Below are 20,953 nucleotides of genomic sequence, written 5' to 3' on the forward strand. Positions count from 1 at the left end.
CCTGGTTTGCGAGGCCTTAAGTTATTTCAAAATCTATTTTAAGTTTGTCATCAGCCTGTTAAGCCTCTTTACAAAGTCGACCGGGGCTTTTAGCTCTCCGCTTTCGACTAAGAGGGCTTGTTCCAAAAGCAGGTTGGACATATCCTCTACAAATTCCTTGTCCTCGGAATCCTTTAATTTTTGAACCAAGGGATGATCCGCATTTACCTCCAATATCGGCTTAACGGCACTTGTGTTAAACTGCCCCATAGCCCTCATCATTCTTTCCATCTGGAGGCTGGGATCGCTTTCATCCACAACTATACATGAAGGAGAATCGGAAAGGCGTTTTGAAAAACGTACCTCTTTTACCTTATCGCCAAGCACTTCTTGAATCTTTTCGAGAACGGGCTTAAAGTCTTTTTCTTTTTTTTCTGCTTCTTTGGTTTCTTCTTCGGTGCTAAGCTCCTTATCGGAACCGGCTCTGTTTGCAGCCTTCAATTCCCATTCCTTGTATTTTCCCAATGAAGGAATAATTATATCGTCAACCTCATCGGGCATGATTAAAACTTCAAAGCCTTTTTGTTTGTAAACTTCAAGATGAGGAGATTGGCGCAAGGTCTTTTCATCTTCTCCGGTAATATAGTAGATAGCCTTTTGATCGGCCTTCATTCTCGAAACATAATCGGCAAAACTTGTCCACTCATCTTCTTTTACATCGGGAGAAGTTGTTTTAAAGCGGACGAGGTCGGCGAGTTCTTCCCTGTGCTCATAGTCGCCGTACAAGCCTTCCTTCAAAGGACGGTTAAATTCGGCTATGAATTTATTGTATTTTTCCTTGTCGTTTTCGGCGAGCTTTTTAAATTCTCCTAAAAGTTTTTTTACCGAGGCATTTTTAATGCTTGAAAGAATTCTATTTTGCTGTAAGATTTCGCGGCTTACGTTTAAGGGCAAGTCCTCGCTGTCGATAACGCCGCGTACAAAGCGGAGGTATGTTGGGAGAAGTTCTTTTTCGTCATCGGTAATAAAGACCCTTTTTACAAAAAGCTTAACTCCCGGCTTATAGTCCGCATGGAACATGTCGAAGGGAGCCTTCGACGGAATATAAAAGAGGGTTGTATATTCTTGAGTTCCTTCTGCCTTTGTGTGAACATAGAGGAGGGGCTCTTGGGAGTCGTGCGAAAGGGATTTATAAAAGTTAAAATAATCCTCTTCTTTTAATTCCGACTTAGGTTTTTGCCAAAGGGCTCCCGCATCGTTTATCTGCTCCGTTTTAAAGGCTTCGGACTTTACCTTTCCCTTATCGTCATATTGCTTTTCCGTAAAATGAAGATAGATGGGGAAGGCAATGTGATCGGAATAGGTTTTAATTATTTCTTCGATACGCCAGCGGGCAGCATACTCCGAGTCCTCATTGTTTAGGTGAAGTATAACGCAGGTTCCGTTTGCTCCTTCGGGCACATCGTCTATTATGGGGAAGGCAGTATCGTCAACCTTTTCCAAGTCGTAGGCACCCTTTCCGTCAGAGGTCCATTTCCAAACATCGCTTTCTCCGGCCTTTTTGGAAATAACGTCGATGGTAGATGCGGCCATAAAAGCCGAATAAAAACCTACACCGAACTGACCGATAAGGTTGGAGTCTTTTTTATCGGCTGCGGCAAGCTGATCTAAAAAAGCCTTTGTTCCGGATCTTGCTATAGTTCCCAAATTATTTTTTAGATCTTCCTCGTTCATACCCAAGCCGGTATCCCGCACGGTGAGCGTATTAGCCGTATCGTCAAAACAGATATCGATTCTGGGCTCGAATTTAATCTGCTTATAAGCCTCATCGGAAAGGGTTAAATACTTTAACTTGTCCAATGCATCCGAAGAGTTGGAAACAAGCTCCCTCAAAAAGATTTCCTTGTTTGAATAAAGCGAATGAATGATGAGCGACAAAAGCTGGTTCACTTCAGTTTCAAACTTGTACTGTGCCATAACAACCTCCAAAATAAACCGCAGAGCACGCAAAGAGCGCAAAGGGGTATTAAAAATTAATTATTAATATAGATATTCAAGGATAATAAATTATCGGTAAAAAGGCAAGAGGAGGGAATTCTGTGTTTTGAAAAACAATGATAATGTCTCCATTGACCTTAAAACAAGCTGCCATAAAAATGTTTGATAAATAAAAACCGGCCGAGTCTTTTTAAGATCCGGCCGGTCTTGTACAGAGTCTTTTTAAAAATACAAGAAGATTTTTAAAAAGATTTATTTTCTGTTTTTCTTAATCTGCTCAACGGCATATTCTAAGGCTTTTTCGTAGAACTCCTGAGGAGGTTCTTTGATGAAGTTCTTTTCCATTAACATTTTGGTCAAGGAGCGGCTTTCTTCGATATCTTTTTTTGCTCGCTCGTAAGCTTCTTCCCATGTCATGGTTACGCGGGCCAAGCCTTCTTTGATAGCCTGCATTGCAACGTCGGCAGCTTCAACAGCAAATACATCCTCATCCTGCATTGTAACTACTATATTGTCGGGATTGATTCCCTTCTTTTCGGAGTAGTCTGCAATCGAGTGAGAACAGCGGATTGCCATTCCGTCGGAAATCTTTTTGGCTCGTACCAAGAGGGCACCCTTTAAGATGCCGGGGAAACAAACGGAGTTATTGATCTGGTTCGGGAAGTCTCCGCGGCCTGTTCCTACGATATAGGCACCTGCGGCCTTGGCTTCATGCGGCCAGATTTCGGGGATGGGGTTTGCACAAGTGAAAACGATGGCCTTTTCGTTCATCGAAGCGACCTGTTCCTTTGTTACGGTGTTTGGCCCGGGAGTAGAAAGGGCTATTAAAACGTCGGCACCCTTCATAGCCTCATCAAAGCTGTCTATCTTCTTGGGGTTGGTCTGTAAACAGAGTTCCCACTTTCGGTAGTAGCGTTTATCTTCTTCTATGTCTTTTCGGCCTGAATGTAAACCGCCTCTTGAATCGCAGATTATCATGTTTTCAGGCTTACCGCCGTCAGCCAAGATAAGGCGGGCGATTGTCGTGTTTGATGCCCCTGCTCCCAAAAGAACAATCTTGCAGTCTTCCATTTTTTTGCCTGCAAGTTTTATGGCGTTCAAAAGACCTGCAAGGGTGATACAGGCAGTCCCTTGAGCATCATCGTGCCAGACAGGGATTTCACAGACCTCTCTCAAGGTGTCCAAAACCTTAAAGCAGTCAGGCTGCTGAATATCTTCGAGGTTTACGGCACCTACAGAAGGTTCAAGCATTCTGACAAAATCTATAATCTTGTCGGGATCATGCTTTCCGGATTTTATACCTCGTTTTTCTTCTTCATCAACTCTTACTTTAGAATCGATACACAGGGGATAAGCGTCAACGCCGCCTAAATACTTCATAAGCATACATTTGCCTTCCATAACTCCCAATCCTCCGGGAGGGGTGCAGTCGCCGTCGCCCAAAACTCGTGTAGAGTCGCTTACAACAGCCACCAAATTACCTTTGTTGGAAAGAGCAAAGGATGTTTCATTATCATCGCGAATTGAGGTAGAAACGGCAGAAACGCCGGGCGTATACCAAACGTTAAACCAGTTAAAACCGTACAAACCGCATTTGGGAACAGTTTGAAGCTTTCCGCCGTAAAAACTGTGAGTCAAAACAGACAGTTTTTTTAAAAAATGCGTTTTCGCGAGAGCCTTTTCATCATCCGTAAAATCGGACGGGAATAATTCAGTAATGGAGTTCAACTCCTTATCGATGCTTTTCATACTATCAATGATAGCATAAGAACCGAATTTTATCAAGCCGTAAATTTATTTACAAAGACAAAATGATTTGTTCCGCTGTGTTTTCCGGGGAAAGGTTTTTCGGATTTATGGAAAATGAAGCCAGCTCTCGATAAATTTTTATCCGCCTTTCATATACGGCAAAAAAACGGTCTTCCGCATCTTTTTCATCTTTAATATTTTCTCCCAAAAAGGCAGGATAAAAACCTTCTTTGTGTTCAGCCGCTTTTATTCTATAAAAAATTTCGGCAGGCTCGGTGTCGATTAAAATTATTCGGGGAAAATCTTTTAGTTTTTTAATAAGAATTTCGTTTTCGGCATAACCTCCTCCCGTGCTGACAACAGCGTTTTTCTCATCACAGATAACGGCGTTTTCGTTACCAGAGAGAACGGCGTTTTTCTCATTGGAGCAGGACGAAAAGTTTTTGATTATTTTGTCAAAGCATTCCAATTCTTTTACTCGGAATTTTTTTTCTCCATGAGCTTTATAAAGTTCTCTTATAGTTTTACCGTAAAGATCTTCCATAAAAGAATCGGTGTCTATAAAGGAGGCTTTTAATTTTTTTGCTAAAATCTTTCCTGTTTCGGTTTTTCCTGCCCGGCTCATTCCGATTAAAAATATAATCATTAAAATATTTCCTTTGAAATAAATTGGTTTAAGTTAATCCTTTTTAATTTTGCGTAAAATAAGAAGCTCGCCCAATTCGCCGGAATACGGCTTTCTTTGAGCGTTTAAAAATGAAAGAGAGCCGTCCGCATTTTTTATAAAAAATTCGCTCGGGACACTTTGTTCAAAATACAAAATAATAATTCCGTCCTTTGCTATAAGCCACTTGCCATAAGAAATTTCAGGCTCCGTTCTTCCTTCTTTAAAAAGCAAAACCCTTGCAGTTTGATCGGCCTTAAATTCCACAGAATAGCTTGTAATTCCGCTTCGCGATGAAGGCAGGTCCATAATATAAACACCCAAAAATGGGTCTTCCGGCTTCTCTTCGATTAAAACCTCAGGCGTTTCCAAGGGTTCGGCAAGTCTGCGGCTCTTACACGAAAAAACACAGAACAGGGTACAGAAAAAAAATATCAATAATTTAAATTTTCGAGTTTTAATTTTTTGCTCCTCGAGTTTTCTTGTTTAAGTATAACCTATAAGCACATTCGATTCAATAGAAGCGGAACCTTATTTCGACGGCCAAGAATACTAAATTACTAAATAATTGACAAGCTATCCTGCTTATGCTAGACTATTAGTTATGATGGATTTTAGTAGAAAACTGCCTATAGGCGTACAAAGTTTTAAGGTAATACGTAATGATAATTTTCTCTATGCAGATAAAACGGAACTTGTGTATAAGTTAGCTTCATCAGGACGTGTTTATTTTTTAAGCAGACCGCGCCGATTCGGTAAGAGTCTCCTTCTTTCAACACTAGAGGCATACTTTTTAGGGCAAAAAGAATTATTCAAAGGTTTAGCCATCGAGAAATTGGAAGAAGCCGAAAAAGAAAAAAGGGAAATCTGGCAGGAATACCCCGTTTTTCATTTGGATTTTAATGTCGGGAAGTATAGCGGTATTGAAGATCTCAATGAAAGGATTAATTTTTTGCTTAAAAATATAGAAAAGCAATATGGCATAATGCATGAAAACACTGCGGCTTTCGGTCTAAGATTTGAAGCAGCAATAAAAACCGCTTACGAAAAAACCGGCAAACAGGTTGTCGTCTTGGTGGATGAATACGATAAACCCCTCCTCCAAACAATGAGTATAAATGAAAAATTGAATGAAGAATACAGAGCCGTGTTAAAGGCTTTTTATTCCGCATTAAAGAGTTCCGACCAATATATCCGTTTTGCATTTTTAACCGGAGTTACAAAATTCAGCAAGGTAAGTATTTTCAGCGATTTAAACAATCTCCGTGATATAAGCATGGAAGAAGACTTCGGCTGTATTTGCGGGATTACTCAAGAAGAACTTGAAAAAACCTTTCAACCTGAAATTAAAATTCTACAGGAAAGAGAAGCTTGCAGCTATGAAGATATCTTACTAATGCTAAAGCAAAGATATGACGGCTATCTTTTTAATCAAAACAGTATAAATGTATATAATCCCTTTAGTTTGCTGAATGCCTTTGCAAAAAAAGAACTGGGTAATTACTGGTTTGAAACCGGAACTCCCACCTTCTTGGTAAACTATTTAAAAAACTATTCATACAATATCCCCGACCTTGACGGAAATGTAGAAATGGATGCATCAGGTCTATCCGACTACAGGGCAGAATCAGGCTCGGTAATACCTATCTTGTTTCAAGCAGGATACCTAACGATAAAGAGTTATGATAAATTGGTACGGCTTTATAAATTGGGCTTCCCGAACGATGAGGTACGCTACGGATTTTTATATAATCTTTTCCCAAGTTATTGTAATGTAGTATATGCAGAAGGGCCTTTTTGTATAGCCCAATTTTATAGGGATATTATTGCAGGACGGGTAGAAGATTTTATGCAGAGGTTAAAGTCGATAATGGCAAGTCTTCCATATAGCAATGTAAAAAAAGACAGTAACGAAAACCTTGCTTTAAGGGAGTATAACTATCAGATATGTATTTATCTTGTCTTTGCCCTGATGGGACAATTTGTCGAGGTGGAAATACCTTCATCAAAGGGGAGAACTGATTGTGTTGTAAAAACCGGCACGGCAATTTATATCTTTGAGTTTAAACTAAAAGAAGATGCAAAAACCGCTTTAAATCAAATAAAAGAGAAAAACTATGCCGAAAGGTTCAAGGCTGATAATAAGCAGATAGTGCTTATAGGTGTCAGTTTTGATCCTGAAGAAAAAACCGTCGGGGAATGGATTAAGGAAGAAATTTAAAACCTCTTATTACTCATGTCTTATAACTTCAAAGCGGTACATAGTATAAGGTTCTTCGGGACTTATACCGCCCTTTTGAAGAGCAATGGCAAGCTGCATACCGACGGAGTCTATGCCGTCAAGATTGGGTAAAAGAAGTCCTGTACGGCCACCCGAGGCAACTATTACGCCGAAACGCTTTACATCCAAATCCAAAACGGATTTTATTTCTTCCGGTTCTGAAAGAATATCCACAGAGCAGATAATATCGTTCATTTCGGATAAATCGACAGGCGGAAAACGCGGATCATTTAAGGCGGCTGATACGGCATTTTTAATTATCTCTTCCTTTATAGTCCTTTTGGTAGGCATAATTGTTCCTATACATCCGCGAAGCGTTCCTTTTTTTTTCAAACATACAAAAACACCGGCCCTGTCTGCAGGAATACCTCTTATGCTTTTATGTTTTAAAAATTCCTTGTGCTTTAAATAGTAGGTAATACTCTTCCTTGCAAGCTTTATATATGGGTCCTTAGTTTGAGAATCAGGCAAGATAAATTTCTTTTTTCCGTTAAAAACTTCTTCAGATTCTTCATCATCTTCTTCCTGCCTTATAGATTCAACCTTAAACCGGGCTACACCATATCCGACACCGAAGGGCCCCTCATAAGAAAGCAGCTCTTGAGAATATTCATAGCAGGATAAAAGGCCTGACAATATCAAGAAAGAATTTAAGCCGCACTCTCCGGCTCTTTCAGCCAAGACAGGGGACATTTCGGCAAATTCGGAAAGACAGCCCTTTTCTATAATTCTTACAAACTCCTTATCGAATTTAGGTCCTTCAGGAGCAAAACCGTAAGGCCCTGTAGAAAGAAGCCGGTGAGAAAGATCTCCGCTTGCAACAAAAACAGATTTGCATTTTTTTTCCTCTATAATTTCGGAAAGAATTGAACCGAATTCTTCGAGCATTGCACTCAGCATAATTCCGTAATTTATATGAACAAGAGAAAAGGTTGAGAGTTCGGAAGCTATAAAATAAAGAGGAACAAAAGAGCCGTGATCAAGGCTCATATCTACTGCAGCATAAGGAAAACCGGTTTTTTTACATTTTTTGATTATACTTTTGACTATATCTGTGTTGTTATTTGCCGAAAGGTTTAGGTCAGGGCAGCCGAATTGCCTCATGCTTCCTTCAATAATCTTGGCAGTATTAATGGTAACTGCCCCTCGGTGCATTTTTGCATGGGGAGTAATAATTATAATGGTTTCGGGTTCTATTTGCCTTATTTCTTCCGATATAGTTTTAAGAGCCCCAGAAGTTGAGGCTATTTTTTTTTCTTCTCCCCTTCCTATTTCGGGGATTATAATCGGAGGATGCGGCGTTATATAAGCAGCCTTCAAATTAACATGTTTTAAATCAGCTGATTCTTTATTCATAAAAACATTATAATATAGTTTTTATAATTATATCAATAGATTTGTTATGATTCTATTTACTTTTTTTGGATAAGAAGATATACTTAGCCCTATGAATGTCGCTATTTTCTATGATGAAAAGAAAAAAGACGCAGCGATGGCTATAAAAAATATAATCATATCCCACGAATGTGATGTCATTCTATACAATGAAGATGAGATATGGAAAGATGAAAACTTAAACACGCCGCGCCATATTATGAAAAACATTACCCATGTTCTCTTTATTTACAGTAAAAATCCGGTGGCCTATTTGGGCTTTATGTTTTTTTCGGGCTATGCTACGGGCTTAAACCTTCCGGTTCTTGTACTTGAAGAAGAAAAGCTTGAACTGCCTAAAAACTTTTTGCGTTCCTTTGTAATGCTTACGATTAAGTCCTTTGATGCCTACTTCGAGGTAGAAAAAAGACGCTTTAACGAAAACCTGCTCAAAGAACAAGCCCGGGCAAAATTGTTGGAAAGCGGCTATTCCCTCTTTATTCCGAATTATGTGCGTGCCGTTAAAAACAACGAGAAGGAAATAGTCAGCCTTTTTATCGACGCAGGTTTTGACCCTTCGCAAAAGGATTCCCTCGGAACACCTGTTCTATCCCTTGCCGTAAGAAATAAGTGTTTTGAAACGCTTGAGCTCCTCCTCGAAAAAGGAGCAGCAATAAACCTCTGCGCGGAAGACAGAAACTATTCGGCCTTGATGGATGCAGCCCAAGTCGGATACGGCGAGGCGGTAAAGGTTCTCCTCGAAAAAAAAGCCGACACCAATATTCAAAGCAAGGACGGGCAGACAGCCTTGATTCTTTCGGTAGGCCGCCGTGAAGCCGATATCGTGGAAATGCTTGTAAAGCACGGAGCCGACTGTAATATAAAAGACGGCCTAGGTATGTCAGCCTTAGGATATGCAAAACTTTTCGGTAATAAAGCAATTTTATCCTTGTTCGGAGAACAAACAAATTAAAAAATACTTTAAAAATTTACCTTGATGGAAGACTATGCTTACAAAAGAATTTAACTTTGACTTACCCGAAGAGCTCATAGCTCAGTCGCCTTCAGAAAAAAGAGGCGGAGACAGGCTTTTAATTTTAGACAAACAAAGCGGAAAACTTGAAGACCGCCTTTTTACGGAGCTGCCCGATCTTCTCCCCAAAAATGCCCTGATGATTTTTAATAATTCGAAGGTGCGCCATGCCCGCATTTATGCAAAAAGCAAAACAAATGCAGTGTGCGAATTTTTGATGATTAACCCCATGAAGGGCTCGGACGGTTCTCTTTGGCAGGTTATGGCAAAAAAAGCAAAGCGCCAAAAGCCCGGCAAAACCTTTTTGTTTGAGGACGGAACTGAGGCCGAAATCATTGAGTCCGAGATTCCGCTTGAAAGCGAATTCCGCTGTATGAAATTTAACAGAATCATCGATGACGAGTGGCTCGATAAATACGGCCACATGCCGCTTCCGCCCTACATTCACCGAAAGGACACCGAAGAAGATGCCGACCGCTACCAAACTGTCTATGCCGAAATATACGGCTCGATTGCAGCGCCCACTGCCGGCCTTCACTTTACCCGGGAGGTGCTTTCAAAAATACGAGATAAAGGAATCGAAATTGAATATGTAACCCTCCATGTCGGGCTCGGCACCTTTCTTCCGGTCAGGGCAGAAAGAATAGAAGACCATAAGATGCACACCGAGCATTTTTTTATTTCGGAAGAAACGGCTCAAGCTGTTGAAAAAGCGAAAAAGGAAGGGCGGCCCATTATAGCCGTCGGAACTACCAGCGTGCGCACCCTCGAATCCGCATGGGATGAAAAAAGAAACAAACTAAAAAGAGGGCATCAGGCTACCGATATCTTTATTTACCCCTCTTATAAGTTTAAACTGATAGATAAGCTTTTTACGAATTTTCACACCCCCGAATCGAGCCTTGTAATGCTAGTCTCAGCCCTCGCCGGAAAGGAAAATATTTTTAATGCCTACCGCCACGCCGTCGAAGAAAGATATAAATTCTTTTCGTATGGGGATGCGATGCTGATTTTGTAAGTGAGGTTTACCTCAAGGCAAACCTCGCTTGATTACTTGGATAGATCTTCGGCAAGCCAGTTATTGGAAGACTCCGAATCCATACCGTCACCGAAGACGGCTCCTACCAAAACTATTTTTTTACCGCTCATCCGGTATGGTTCGGCATAGCCCTTTTCTTTTATCTGTTGAATTGCCTCCTGAGGCGTTCCATTTCCCATCAATTTAAATTCAAAAACATAAACTGTGTTAGGAGTATGCACAACGCAATCGGCTCTTCCTTTTGAGCTTACTACCTCTGTTTGAGCAAATTGCCCCATCAAACTAAAAAGGATATAAAAGGCAATTTGATAATCCCTCTCCCTCATATTGGTGTTGCCTTTTGCAGCAAGGCTGTAGGGTAACCCTGCACAGGCTGTGTACATACGCTCCATAAAGGAATCTATATTTCCGCTCCGCAAATCCCTTAAAAAATTAGCTATAAACAAGCCGCTCGCATCTTTTGCTATTGATGTAAATGCAGGTACAAGGTTATCCAAAAAGCCGTATTTTACCTCATCATTCGGAAAGCCCAACTTATAAAAACCGAATTCGGGATCAAAACTTTTTATAGTCAGATATCCGGCCTGAAACAAAATAGGTATGGGGTTTTCCATATCGGGACGGTAATCCTGTAAGGCATTTTCGGTCATCTCCGCATCCTCAAGTATCTCCCTGACATTGCCGGTCTGGTTTTGCAAAAACTTGACCAAAAAAGACGGAGTTCCTGTGGCGAACCAATACATACCCATTTCTTTTTTGACAAAGGCATTAAGCAAGCTAAAGGGGTTGTACAAGGATTCACCCTGAGGATGAAAAAGATAGCCGTCATATTGCTTTTTTAAAAGAGAAAGGGTTTCTTCATAGTTTATATTTTTTTCTTCAGATAAGCTTTTGATTTCAGGCTGAAAAGATTCTTTTAATTCTTCTTCCGTAATGCCGCAAATACCTGCATAATACCTTTCAAGGGAAATATCCCTCAAATTATTCAAATCGCTAAAAATGCTGACCTTACTGAATTTTGTCACTCCCGTTAAAAAGGCAAACCGGAGATATTCGTCACTCGACTTAATTACCCCATAAAAGCCTTTTAGAATCTTTCTGTATGTTTCATTTAATTCTGGATTATCATTCATCGTTTCCAAAAGAGGTTTATCATATTCATCGGCAAGAATTACAACCCTCTTACCTGTTTTTTCGTATGCTCGGCGGATAAGGCCTGCAAAGCGGCTTGAAAAACTTTTTTCGTATAGCTCACTTCCATACTCTTTTTCCCACAAAGAAAGATTATTATCGATTATAGTTTCAAGGCTATGTATATCACGATAGGTTTCGGAATTAAAATCCAGATAGAAAACAGGGTATTTTTGCCAAATTTCCCGCTTATCGGCTTGAGCTTCTTCTAATTTTTCTATTGCCAAACCCGTGAGAAGCTCTTTTTGTCCTAAAAAATAGGCCTTTAAGGTAGAAAGAAAAAGACTTTTCCCGAACCTGCGCGGTCGGCTTAAAAAGTGGGGATTAAAATTTTGCACCAGCTCCCAAATATATTTTGTCTTATCGATATAAACGTAGCTTTCTTTTCTTAATTTTTCAAAATTTTGAATACCTATCGGCAGCTTTCTTTTTTCAGGCATTTTTACTCCCCTTAATCTAATTCTTAATTAGATTATAGCATATTTTTTTGATTTTTATAAGATGTGGAGGGGGATTTGTGGGACGGAGCCCAAGTCCTTATTTAGAATGTTTATATAAAATGTTACGATTTTTCATCCTCACCTTTTGATAACCAAAGCTTTTCGGCAAACTCTTTTATTTTTTCATTTCTATCCATCCCGGTTTTAATCTCATTTATAAATGTCTGCTGCTCCGGTTCATCTGCTCTATCCATTATTTTTTTAATAATATCTGAAAATTTAAGTAAGATTTCTATATGTGAATCGATAACATCAGCAGGGAATAGTGTACGCAAAGCTTCTTTTTTTTCTTCAAGTTTTCCATATTTTAATAAGTATGAACCTATAACAGAGAATATATTTGCATTCATTTTCTCTTTTCCATTTGTAAAAATATCCCGTACATTTTTTGCACCTGTCTGTAATGGGCAATTATCATTTTCAGCTTTACTGATAAGGTATTTTATTTGGGCAGAACAATTTGCAAAACCCGATTCCGATTTAATAAAATTTTCAATAACTTCTTCCAATGCTGTAACTGCACTATGCTCCAATGGTATCTTGCTATAATCTAATACTTTATAAGCAAAAGTTTGATCTTTTATGGATTCAATCCAGTCTTCTTTTTTAAGATTTTTTAAATACTCGGAAAGCGTATTCATACAATGTTTAGTCAATTCATTATTGATATTTTCAGTATGCACAGCCTTAAAAAAGGCTATAGGTATATCCGATATATTAGATTCGTTGATAGCTTTTACTGCAAAATCTCTCCACGCATTTAAATGTGATAACAGCACATCATGCGAAAGCTCTAATTTTTCATTAATCGAGTCATAATGCATGAGCAGTTTCTCTATATGTGCGCTAGATATACCATAAGAATTCTTTGTTAATTCCTGTGCAACAGCTTTGTAGACAGGGAACTCCATTTCCGGTAAATGGAGAAGAATATCACCATAGCTTGTATAATATTCAATTCGTTCTGATATTTTTTTAACAATATTAGGATCATTACTATTTAACACAGTATCAAAATAAATTGAATATGAGGAGTTAAAGTTATCATATTGCGCAATTCTCATACAAATTAAATCATAATAAAAATCATTTTTACTATCCCAGTCAGTAAATAGGGAGTATATATTGCTATCCGATAAAAGGTCTTTTTGAACCGGACGTTCCAGTTCCTTTAAGCGAGTGTATAATATTTCAATATATTCTTTATTATCATAATTGTTTTTAATTCCATCAATTAATTTTGATTTGTATTTTTCTAAATCGTCTTTTTTTGTAAGATACGGTATAAATGTAACTCCCTTTAACTTTTCAAGTTTCAGTTCAGATAAATATGTATCAATCTCATTATTATCACAAGTAATTTTATATTTATTAATATTGGCCTTAGCCAGATTAATAAAAACAATAAACTGCTCAATCTGTAACTTCTTTGGCATAAGATGAGAAAATACATCAATATTTTTTAATTGAGTAAGTTTTGTGATATCATTATAATACTGCTGAGGATTAAAGTTTTTATTATTTGCTAACATACTTATAATAGTTTCTAGATATTGTGCAGGAGCTTCAATATGAGATAGTAGTATATACTGATAATTTTCAAGCTTTGTTTCCACTTTATCTCTTGCCTTATTGTAAAGAACTTTCCAAATATATTTGGCATACTGAGTATTCATTTTATCATCAAAAATTTTATTAATAGATTCTACAGCATTACCGATATTTGTAATAATCGGTACAGCAGATTCTAACGCATCAATAAAAATTGGTGATTCGCTGATCTCTTTAACGGTATTTGCATCGTTATTATCAAGTGATTGCTTAAGTTTTTCCCTAAATATAACACTTTCTACTTCTTCCGGAGGTAGTTGATAGTGAAGTGCTGCAAGGTATTTTGCTAAGTCAGTATCATTTTTATATAGAAATTCAATAGCACCTAAAAAGGTAGGCGAAAAAATTTCAATAATACCTTTTTCGGTTATTTTCTGTTTACCGAATATGTACAATGCAATATATTGATAAGGTATAGCATCTTCTACAATTTGTTTAATTGTTACTATTTCGTTGATGAATGCAATAATTTTTCGAGGTGATTGTTCTATCGTAAGCATATCATATATTTGCATTACATTTTCATAATTATCTTGATCAATTGTATTCCCAAATGCCTCCTTCCACTGAATTCTAAAATAGTTTTTCCAGTCCGACATAATAGGCGGAGAAACTCTATACACTACATCAAAAGTTTTATTGATAAAATCATCGCCATAACATATATATTCATCTAAAAAATTATCTTTATCTTTATCGTTATCTTTTGTGAGTATTTGTATATCCTCTTTTTTAAAAGCATTTCGTATATGTTGCCTATCGAAAGGAACAATAACCCATATATGTTCGTATCTTTCTTCTGCAAAAAAACTATGAATAGATGACCAAAGTTCTTGCACCTTATCTGATGGGAGTCTATCCATATTATCAAAAATGATTATTAGATTATTGTTTATCAAGTCATTAGATACTTCTTCTATCCAATCTTTAAAGTCTTTTGAAGAAGGATTGCGTTCAGATATTATTTCATGTGTTATAGTATCTTTTCTATCTTTTGTATAAAAAGCAAATATATCATTAAAAATATGTATAAATTTTTCCTGTTTTTTTTGTTTTTTGAAGAACCCAAAAAGATATTTTAATATTATATAACAAACTGCAACTATAAATAATGATAAAGGTGTAAAAAATATATATTTACTAACTTTTGGACAAGTTTCTTGTAATAAATCTGAAAGAGGTTTTAAAGCAGGTGTGATAATGATAGAAAAAATACCTATCATAACGCTAATACTTAACCTTGGTATAGTTTTTACTTCGGTTTCTTTTGTTCTTGATTCAAGATTTTTGCATTTTTCTTCCCATTTTTTACTACCAAGAATTTTTTTCTCATTAACCAGAAAATCGGTTAAATTTTCTAAAATTGCACGTCTTTGAATATCCTCTTGATGTCCCCATGCGTCATATAGAAAAAAGTGATATTTTTCATTCTCTTGCTGATTAAGCTGTTTTTCTACTATCTTTAACAGATTTGATTTACCGGAACCCCAAGACCCGTCAAGACCTATCATACGGCAATCCGAATTATTTTTTATAGTATCACAAATATTCTTTGCAATTGTAGTATGAGCCTTACCGGTAAATAAATCTTCTGCACAAAGAATTATAACCAACAATAAATTCTTCTTTTAGATTACAATCGGAAAGATAAAAAGCTTTATTATCTCCACTCACTATTCCCTGAAAGATACCTTTGAAAATATGTTTTACCATCATCTTTTGTAATTGTAATTTTTGAATGAGTGAAGTATCAGCTGAAGCAGATAAATGCCAAGCTCCATTGTCTTGCAAAATATCAAAAGGTAAAATATCAAAAAATAGTTTATCTGTTATTTTTTCAGGCTCGGTTTTTATAAATTTAAAGTCGGTATTGTTGTGTGAAAGTCCAATAATACAGGTATAAACAGAAGCCGTATTGAATACAAGATGTGATTCAAAATGAACGATACTGTTCAATGCATGATTTTCATATATAAATTGTCTAATACCTGAGCCGAAATCACTATTGATAAATTTATTAGGAAGAATAAATGATTGTACTCCATCCTTATTAAGCAATTTAAAACCTTTTTCCATAAAAAGTATATAAAAATCAAAGCGTCCGGTTGCAGATTTATATACCTGCTCATAGTATTTTGATTCCTCCGTATAATATTCACGCAATCCTTGTACTCTAAGATACGGCGGATTCCCTATCACACAGTCAAAGCCGCCTTGAGCAAAGACTTCGGGGAATTCCTTGTCCCAGTCAAAGGTGTTGATTTTCCGCATGGCTTCATCATCAAAAAGGCTTAAATCTTTTTCGTTATAATAGTCGGAACCGACGAGGCTGTTGCCGCATTTGATATTTGAATCGAGTGAGGGCAATAGTGTAAGATCCGAAAACTTAAAAAGCTGTCCCTGTGTTTCGCTGCCTTCGTTTTCCAAAAGTTTTAAGTAAAGCGACAATTTGGTAACTTCAACAGCCTGACCGTCTATATCAACTCCGTAAATACTGTTAAGCAATATTCTCTGTTTTTCTTCAATGGTAAGCTTATATACATTTTTTCCTGCTTCATAAATATAACCGTTTTTTAGCGCAGCCTTCCGCTCCTTTTCATTTGAATAATAGTCCAAATGATAATTAAGCAGCTCTTGATAGGCTTCCACAAGGAAGGAGCCTGAACCGCAGGCAGGGTCTACAACTTTCAGCTTTGCAATATCTTCGGGAGTTTTTCCCCTTATCTTTATACCGATTGTATTATCAACAATGTAGCGGACAATGTATTGAGGCGTATAGTACACGCCGCCTGCCTTTTTTACCTCAGGCTTTTCTTAGATAAGGGCGGTGTGTCCGCCTTTTACATTGCGGAATTTAATGGTCTTTCCTAAAAACTGCTCGTAAATATTACCGAGAATTTCTACGGGTAAAATAGAAAACTCATAAGGACATTCAGGGTAATACAGCCCGTTTATAATGGAAGAAAGAACCGCATCGTCAATCGTCAGATTCCGAAGCCAATCATGCGGTTTAAAAAGACCGGAATTGTACTTTGCATTTGCCTTGTCAAACACAGCTTGCAGCTTTTGGTATACCGCACCGCTTTCCGTTATTTTTTTAAGAAGTCCGTACTCTTCCATTTCTTTATCTTCTGCAATCCGCAAGAAAATAATACGGTCGATAATTTTTTGTACGGCAACATTTAAATGGTAAATGCTTAAAGAAGGATTGCGTAAGGCAATATTCTTTGCAATGTCCGTCCGCCAGCTTTCAATCAGCTTTAGTAATTCTTTGTCGACTTCGGAAGTGCCCTTTTTATTTTTATTTTCTTGAATATAGGAATCAAAGCTGCCCTTTAAAATTGCCTCTTTTGAAAAGGTGTTAAAAATAAAATCGAAATTCTTTTGATATTCATCAAAGGTGCAATAAAAAATACGGGCCGTACTCGGTTTATCGGAAGGCGAAGGTTTTATGCGTGTATCGTACACGGCAAATTCTTCAAAGTCGGTGAGAATACACAGGGGCAGCTTTGCCGTATAGCCGTACCGCCTTACCTGAAAAGCAGGCTCAAGGTCATCTTTGATATTAACGCTAGGCTTTTTCGCTTCTACAAAAAACTTTCTCACTCCGCCTATCCTAAACGCATAATCGGGAGCCTTAACTTTACCTTCGATTGTTACCTTGTCTTCACGCACAACCTCGCGATACTGCTCGGAATAACCTTGTGTATTACTGATATCCCAGCCCAAAAGCTCAAAAAACTTATCTATAAAATCAGTGCGGGTATTTGCTTCATCATAAGCCGCTGCATTATACTGTTTTTTATTTTGTTCAAACAGATCAGTTAATTTTGTAAGACCGATTATATGTTCATCTAAAATATTCATGAGTAACTCCGTAAAAGCATAATTACATTTGATTATACCAAATTCCTATAAAAAAATCAGAGGGTAACAAATAAATCTTTAGCAAAATAAAGTTTGAATGAGGCAAATGATATAAGCAAGGAACCTTACCCAAGCCAACAATCTTCCGTAATGAGGCCTTCTTTCAGTTTGAGAACTCGGCCGCACGAAACTCCCAATTGCCCATAGCTTTCAAGCATTAGGGAACGCAAGCCTGCATTATGTAAAACATCTGTAGAAAGCTTCACGATTTTAGAACTTTTAATTATAAAAAAATCTTCACAATTTTTAAAATTATCATTGACAAATTGTCAGTTACGTGATATTCTAAGTGTTGGGATGAATAGTATGAGAGATGTAAAAGAACCTGAAATACGGCGTGCCGAGATTATGAATGCGGCAATGCTGCTTTTTATGGAGAAAGGATATACTAACACAACAACTCAGGATATAGTCGATAAAGTAAATATATCAAGAGGGTTGTTATATTATCACTTTAAGAATAAAGAGGATATCTTATATTGTCTTGTAGAACAATATTCAGATAAACTATTGAAAGATATTCACATTATTACCTATGATGATAAAACTGCCATAGAAAAAATCAGATCATTTATGAATGCCACCATTATATCTTCGGAAAATATTTCGGCAGAGGGTACAGTGCTACAAAAAACAGTTGACCTTAAAGAAAATCAATATATGATAGATAAGTTATCCCATAAGCTTGTTGAAAAACTGACAATATATTTTGAAAAGATTATAAATCAAGGAATAACGGAAAAAGTTTTTTTTGTAAAATATCCATCAGAAACAGCAGAATTTCTTATGACAGCTTATGTTTTTGTTTCAAATAACATAAGTATAAGATATTCGAAAAAAGAACCTGTTAATGACTACTTAAACGCATTTAAGATAATGCTTGAACAAAGTTTAAATACGAAAAAGCTCTTTAGTAATCAAAAAAAAATAGAATGTTTGTAAGGAGAATGGTATGCCGATAGATGTTGCTACACAAGTTATCGGTTTTATTTTAAAGAATAACTGACAAATTGTCAATAGAGGCGGAAATTATGTTAGAGATAAAGAATTTTAGTAAATTCTATGGGAACAAAAAGGCTGTTGAAAACTTATCCGCTTCAGTACAGTCCGGAGATATTTATGGATTCATTGGTGCAAATGGAGCCGGAAAAACTACAACGATAAAAGCGGTAGTTGGGATTCATGATTTTGAGAATGGAAGTATAACGATTGACGGGCATTCCATTAAAGAGGAGCCTGTTATTTGTAAAAAAATGATGGCATACATTCCGGATAATCCGGATTTATATGAACATCTGACAGGATTTCAGTACATCAATTTTATTGCAGATTTATTTGAAGTTTCTACTGAGATACGCAGAGAAAGAATCCAGAGATACGGCGATTTATTTGAAATGACGAAACATCTTTCGGGAATGATATCTTCGTATTCACATGGCATGAAGCAAAGAACGGCGATTATTTCTGCACTGGTGCATTCTCCAAAGTTACTAATTTTAGATGAACCTTTTGTTGGACTTGATCCGAAAGCAACTTTTCTACTAAAGAAAATAATGCACGAATGCGTATCAGATGGAGGAGCCATTTTCTTTTCAACACATGTATTGGATGTTGCAGAAAAATTATGTAATAAAATTGCAATTATAAAAACCGGAAAGTTAATAGCGAGCGGAAATACAGAAGAAGTCAAAGGCAATAAATCTTTGGAAACTTTTTTCATGGAGGTGCAGGATAATGAGCAAAATTTGGATACTAATTAAAACACAATTGATGAATTTTTTTCCGATCAACGAAATGAAAGAGCCGGGAAATAAAAAACAAAGTTCAATTGTTATTGCAAGTTTTGGAATAATAACTCTTGCCATATTTTTCTTTGTTTATAATATCATAACAGCCAAAACATTGGTACAAGCGGGACAGCAGGAGTTGATACCGGCATATATGGTATCGGTATCAAGCTTTGCAATATTATTTTTGACAATATTTTATTCGAATGGGATTTTATTTGGCAGTCGTGATATGAAAAATCTTTTGTCGTTGCCTGTAAAAAGTTCGGATATTATAAGCAGCAAGTTTATGTTTATGTATTTATTGAATTTTTTAATAGGATTGATGTTTATGCTTCCGGGAGGAATTGTTTGGGTGTTAAACGGAAGTTTAAATGCATTACAGATTATATTGTATTTTACTTCCATAATTTTTGTTCCGTTGATACCGATGTGTATAGCAGCATGTATGGGAATCGTTATTGTTGTTGCTTCATCTTTCTTTAAGAGAAAAAATGTTATTACATTAATCTTTTCATTTGCGATGATAGGAATCATTGGATATATTGCAGTGTCGGCTATGAAATCAGGTAATGAAAATAGCATTGGGATTATGCTTTCTAAGCAAATTACCGGACTGTACCCGCTATCTAAGTTATTTATGGAATACTATAAATTTCCAATGCACATTGGAGTAGGGTTATTTATTGTTCTCTCGATAGTATTTTTTTATATATTTGCCAAAATGGTTTCATTGAAGTATGGATTGCTTAATACTCTTGCTAAAACAACAACAAGATATTCCGACAACAAAAATTCGAATAATAGAAAATCAGTATTTTTTGCCCTATATAAAAAAGAAATGGGACGGTTTCTAAACTCATATATGGCAGTGTTGAATGCAGGTCTTGGTGTAATACTTTTATGTGTTTTCAGTATATTTTTCCTTTTTAATTCTTTACAACAAATAGGGGAATATTCGGGAATCGAAAATATTAATGAATATCTTTCAAATTTTGCTCCGATGTGTATTGCTTCAATGTTTTTACTTAGTTGTCCGGCAGCGTTTTCCATATCTTTAGAAGGTAAAAATGTTTGGATTTTGCAAAGTTCTCCTATTCGGGTAAAAACGATTTTAAATTCTAAAATTGCAGTAAATCTTACAATTCATTTAATCGGATACATGATTTCCATATTTGTATTTACACTGAAACTCGACATGAGTCCAATTCAAATGATTAACCTAATAATTGTTCCTATATGCTATTCCGTTTTTATAACAGTGATAGGAATTTCTTTGAATAAAAAATATCCTAACTATGAATGGGAAAGCGAGATGATGGTAGTAAAACAGAGTATGCCTGTTATTGTGTCTGCAATTATTGGAATGGCTGCATTAGTTATACCAATTCTTCTTCATTGGTTTTTAAATCTTCCGATAACGCCTGTTTTTCAAATAATATCGGTTACTTTACTTGTTATTGCAAGTGGAGTTTATATAAAAATCGGTAAATCAAATTTTATTTAGTTCAAGGAGAGAAATTGTATGAAAGATGGACTGTTAAAAGATGTCTTGGTGTTGGTGGTAATAATGGTTGTAATATTTATTATTTGCTTATTTCTCCCGGAGAAAATTCCTGTTCATTTCAATGCAAAAGGAATCCCTGATATGTATGTGAATAAATTTTATCTTTTATTTGCCACAGTCGTTCCTTACTCTGCATACCGGAAATTTGTACGAGGAAGAAAAAACAGAAAGCTAAGTGAGTAAGCATCCACATTTACAAATTGGTTGCAATCCTTTTATCAAGCCTTTTTAGCATCATACATAAAAACAAATG

General features: G+C 36.6%; 17 protein-coding genes. 7 read left to right on the forward strand and 10 right to left on the reverse strand.

The features are described from left to right. Nucleotides 1-33: 33 nt before the first annotated feature. The 4 genes from htpG to E4O07_RS09150 form a co-directional block, all read right to left on the reverse strand. On the reverse strand, nt 34-1,956 hold the full coding sequence (gene htpG, locus E4O07_RS09135) for a molecular chaperone HtpG (protein ID WP_253685135.1): 1,923 nt from the start codon (nt 1,954-1,956) through the stop codon (nt 34-36). A gap of 273 nt (nt 1,957-2,229) precedes the next feature. Then, on the reverse strand, nt 2,230-3,726 hold the full coding sequence (locus E4O07_RS09140; RefSeq protein ID WP_253685136.1) for an NAD(P)-dependent malic enzyme: 1,497 nt from the start codon (nt 3,724-3,726) through the stop codon (nt 2,230-2,232). Nucleotides 3,727-3,775: 49 nt separating this feature from the next. Continuing rightward, on the reverse strand, nt 3,776-4,372 hold the full coding sequence (locus E4O07_RS09145) for a shikimate kinase (protein ID WP_253685137.1): 597 nt from the start codon (nt 4,370-4,372) through the stop codon (nt 3,776-3,778). Between the two features lie 33 nt (nt 4,373-4,405). Next, nucleotides 4,406-4,828, reverse strand: coding sequence for a hypothetical protein (locus E4O07_RS09150; protein WP_253685138.1), 423 nt, complete (start codon nt 4,826-4,828; stop codon nt 4,406-4,408). Nucleotides 4,829-4,997: 169 nt separating this feature from the next. Between E4O07_RS09150 and E4O07_RS09155 the strand changes: the two genes are divergently transcribed. Continuing rightward, nucleotides 4,998-6,611 carry an ATP-binding protein gene (locus E4O07_RS09155; RefSeq protein ID WP_253688135.1) on the forward strand — a complete coding sequence of 538 codons (1,614 nt, stop codon included), beginning with the start codon at nt 4,998-5,000 and terminating at the stop codon, nt 6,609-6,611. Nucleotides 6,612-6,620: 9 nt separating this feature from the next. Here the strand turns inward: E4O07_RS09155 and amrA are convergent, their stop codons facing one another. After that, nucleotides 6,621-8,027, reverse strand: a complete 1,407-nt coding sequence (amrA, locus tag E4O07_RS09160) for an AmmeMemoRadiSam system protein A (protein WP_253685139.1) — start codon at nt 8,025-8,027, stop codon at nt 6,621-6,623. Between the two features lie 91 nt (nt 8,028-8,118). On the opposite strand from amrA, the gene E4O07_RS09165 reads away from it, so the two are divergent. Together E4O07_RS09165 and queA are read left to right on the forward strand one after the other, a co-directional pair. Next, nucleotides 8,119-9,018: an ankyrin repeat domain-containing protein gene (locus E4O07_RS09165; protein WP_253685140.1), complete on the forward strand. Its 900-nt coding sequence runs from the start codon at nt 8,119-8,121 to the stop codon at nt 9,016-9,018. 34 nt (nt 9,019-9,052) lie between these two features. Beyond that, complete coding sequence (gene queA / locus E4O07_RS09170; protein WP_253685141.1) at nt 9,053-10,096, forward strand: tRNA preQ1(34) S-adenosylmethionine ribosyltransferase-isomerase QueA; 1,044 nt, start codon at nt 9,053-9,055, stop codon at nt 10,094-10,096. Nucleotides 10,097-10,128: 32 nt separating this feature from the next. Here the strand turns inward: queA and E4O07_RS09175 are convergent, their stop codons facing one another. The 5 genes from E4O07_RS09175 to E4O07_RS09195 all read right to left on the reverse strand — a co-directional run bounded on the left by E4O07_RS09175 (nt 10,129) and on the right by E4O07_RS09195 (nt 17,552). Further along, entirely contained in the window at nt 10,129-11,748 is a 1,620-nt protein-coding gene (locus E4O07_RS09175; protein WP_253685142.1) for an ATP-binding protein, read from the reverse strand. Nucleotides 11,749-11,870: 122 nt separating this feature from the next. After that, nucleotides 11,871-15,035 carry a P-loop NTPase fold protein gene (locus tag E4O07_RS09180; protein WP_253685143.1) on the reverse strand — a complete coding sequence of 1,055 codons (3,165 nt, stop codon included), beginning with the start codon at nt 15,033-15,035 and terminating at the stop codon, nt 11,871-11,873. Beyond that, on the reverse strand, nt 14,992-16,203 hold the full coding sequence (locus E4O07_RS09185) for an Eco57I restriction-modification methylase domain-containing protein (protein WP_253685144.1): 1,212 nt from the start codon (nt 16,201-16,203) through the stop codon (nt 14,992-14,994). The genes E4O07_RS09180 and E4O07_RS09185 overlap by 44 nt, the downstream gene beginning before the upstream one ends. 30 nt (nt 16,204-16,233) lie before the next feature. Then, the gene (locus E4O07_RS09190; protein WP_253685145.1) at nt 16,234-17,286 is read right to left on the reverse strand and encodes a type I restriction endonuclease; all 1,053 of its coding nucleotides are present in this window, start codon (nt 17,284-17,286) and stop codon (nt 16,234-16,236) included. 125 nt (nt 17,287-17,411) lie between these two features. Beyond that, nucleotides 17,412-17,552, reverse strand: coding sequence for a hypothetical protein (locus E4O07_RS09195; RefSeq protein ID WP_253685146.1), 141 nt, complete (start codon nt 17,550-17,552; stop codon nt 17,412-17,414). Between the two features lie 100 nt (nt 17,553-17,652). On the opposite strand from E4O07_RS09195, the gene E4O07_RS09200 reads away from it, so the two are divergent. The 4 genes from E4O07_RS09200 (at nt 17,653) to E4O07_RS09215 (ending at nt 20,883) form a co-directional block, all read left to right on the forward strand. Continuing rightward, nucleotides 17,653-18,288, forward strand: coding sequence for a TetR/AcrR family transcriptional regulator (locus E4O07_RS09200; protein WP_253685147.1), 636 nt, complete (start codon nt 17,653-17,655; stop codon nt 18,286-18,288). Nucleotides 18,289-18,377: 89 nt separating this feature from the next. After that, a complete protein-coding gene (locus tag E4O07_RS09205; protein ID WP_253685148.1) occupies nt 18,378-19,106 on the forward strand; it encodes an ABC transporter ATP-binding protein in 729 nt (242 codons plus the stop codon). Beyond that, nucleotides 19,081-20,640 carry a hypothetical protein gene (locus E4O07_RS09210; protein WP_253685149.1) on the forward strand — a complete coding sequence of 520 codons (1,560 nt, stop codon included), beginning with the start codon at nt 19,081-19,083 and terminating at the stop codon, nt 20,638-20,640. The genes E4O07_RS09205 and E4O07_RS09210 overlap by 26 nt, the downstream gene beginning before the upstream one ends. 18 nt (nt 20,641-20,658) lie before the next feature. After that, on the forward strand, nt 20,659-20,883 hold the full coding sequence (locus E4O07_RS09215) for a DUF1648 domain-containing protein (RefSeq protein WP_253685150.1): 225 nt from the start codon (nt 20,659-20,661) through the stop codon (nt 20,881-20,883). Nucleotides 20,884-20,953 lie beyond the last annotated feature (70 nt).

The sequence above is a fragment of the Treponema sp. OMZ 798 genome, from assembly GCF_024181385.1.
Classification (GTDB): domain Bacteria; phylum Spirochaetota; class Spirochaetia; order Treponematales; family Treponemataceae; genus Treponema_B.

What these genes read in the sequence shown, in the direction of transcription:
- htpG (WP_253685135.1), bottom strand. Translation starts at nt 1,956, where the DNA reads ATGGCACAGTACAAGTTTGAAACTGAAGTGAACCAGCTTTTGTCGCTC.
- E4O07_RS09140 (WP_253685136.1), bottom strand. Translation starts at nt 3,726, where the DNA reads ATGAAAAGCATCGATAAGGAGTTGAACTCCATTACTGAATTATTCCCG.
- E4O07_RS09145 (WP_253685137.1), bottom strand. Translation starts at nt 4,372, where the DNA reads ATGATTATATTTTTAATCGGAATGAGCCGGGCAGGAAAAACCGAAACA.
- E4O07_RS09155 (WP_253688135.1), top strand. Translation starts at nt 4,998, where the DNA reads ATGGATTTTAGTAGAAAACTGCCTATAGGCGTACAAAGTTTTAAGGTA.
- amrA (WP_253685139.1), bottom strand. Translation starts at nt 8,027, where the DNA reads ATGAATAAAGAATCAGCTGATTTAAAACATGTTAATTTGAAGGCTGCT.
- E4O07_RS09165 (WP_253685140.1), top strand. Translation starts at nt 8,119, where the DNA reads ATGAATGTCGCTATTTTCTATGATGAAAAGAAAAAAGACGCAGCGATG.
- queA (WP_253685141.1), top strand. Translation starts at nt 9,053, where the DNA reads ATGCTTACAAAAGAATTTAACTTTGACTTACCCGAAGAGCTCATAGCT.
- E4O07_RS09175 (WP_253685142.1), bottom strand. Translation starts at nt 11,748, where the DNA reads ATGCCTGAAAAAAGAAAGCTGCCGATAGGTATTCAAAATTTTGAAAAA.
- E4O07_RS09190 (WP_253685145.1), bottom strand. Translation starts at nt 17,286, where the DNA reads ATGAATATTTTAGATGAACATATAATCGGTCTTACAAAATTAACTGAT.
- E4O07_RS09200 (WP_253685147.1), top strand. Translation starts at nt 17,653, where the DNA reads ATGAGAGATGTAAAAGAACCTGAAATACGGCGTGCCGAGATTATGAAT.
- E4O07_RS09205 (WP_253685148.1), top strand. Translation starts at nt 18,378, where the DNA reads ATGTTAGAGATAAAGAATTTTAGTAAATTCTATGGGAACAAAAAGGCT.
- E4O07_RS09210 (WP_253685149.1), top strand. Translation starts at nt 19,081, where the DNA reads ATGAGCAAAATTTGGATACTAATTAAAACACAATTGATGAATTTTTTT.
- E4O07_RS09215 (WP_253685150.1), top strand. Translation starts at nt 20,659, where the DNA reads ATGAAAGATGGACTGTTAAAAGATGTCTTGGTGTTGGTGGTAATAATG.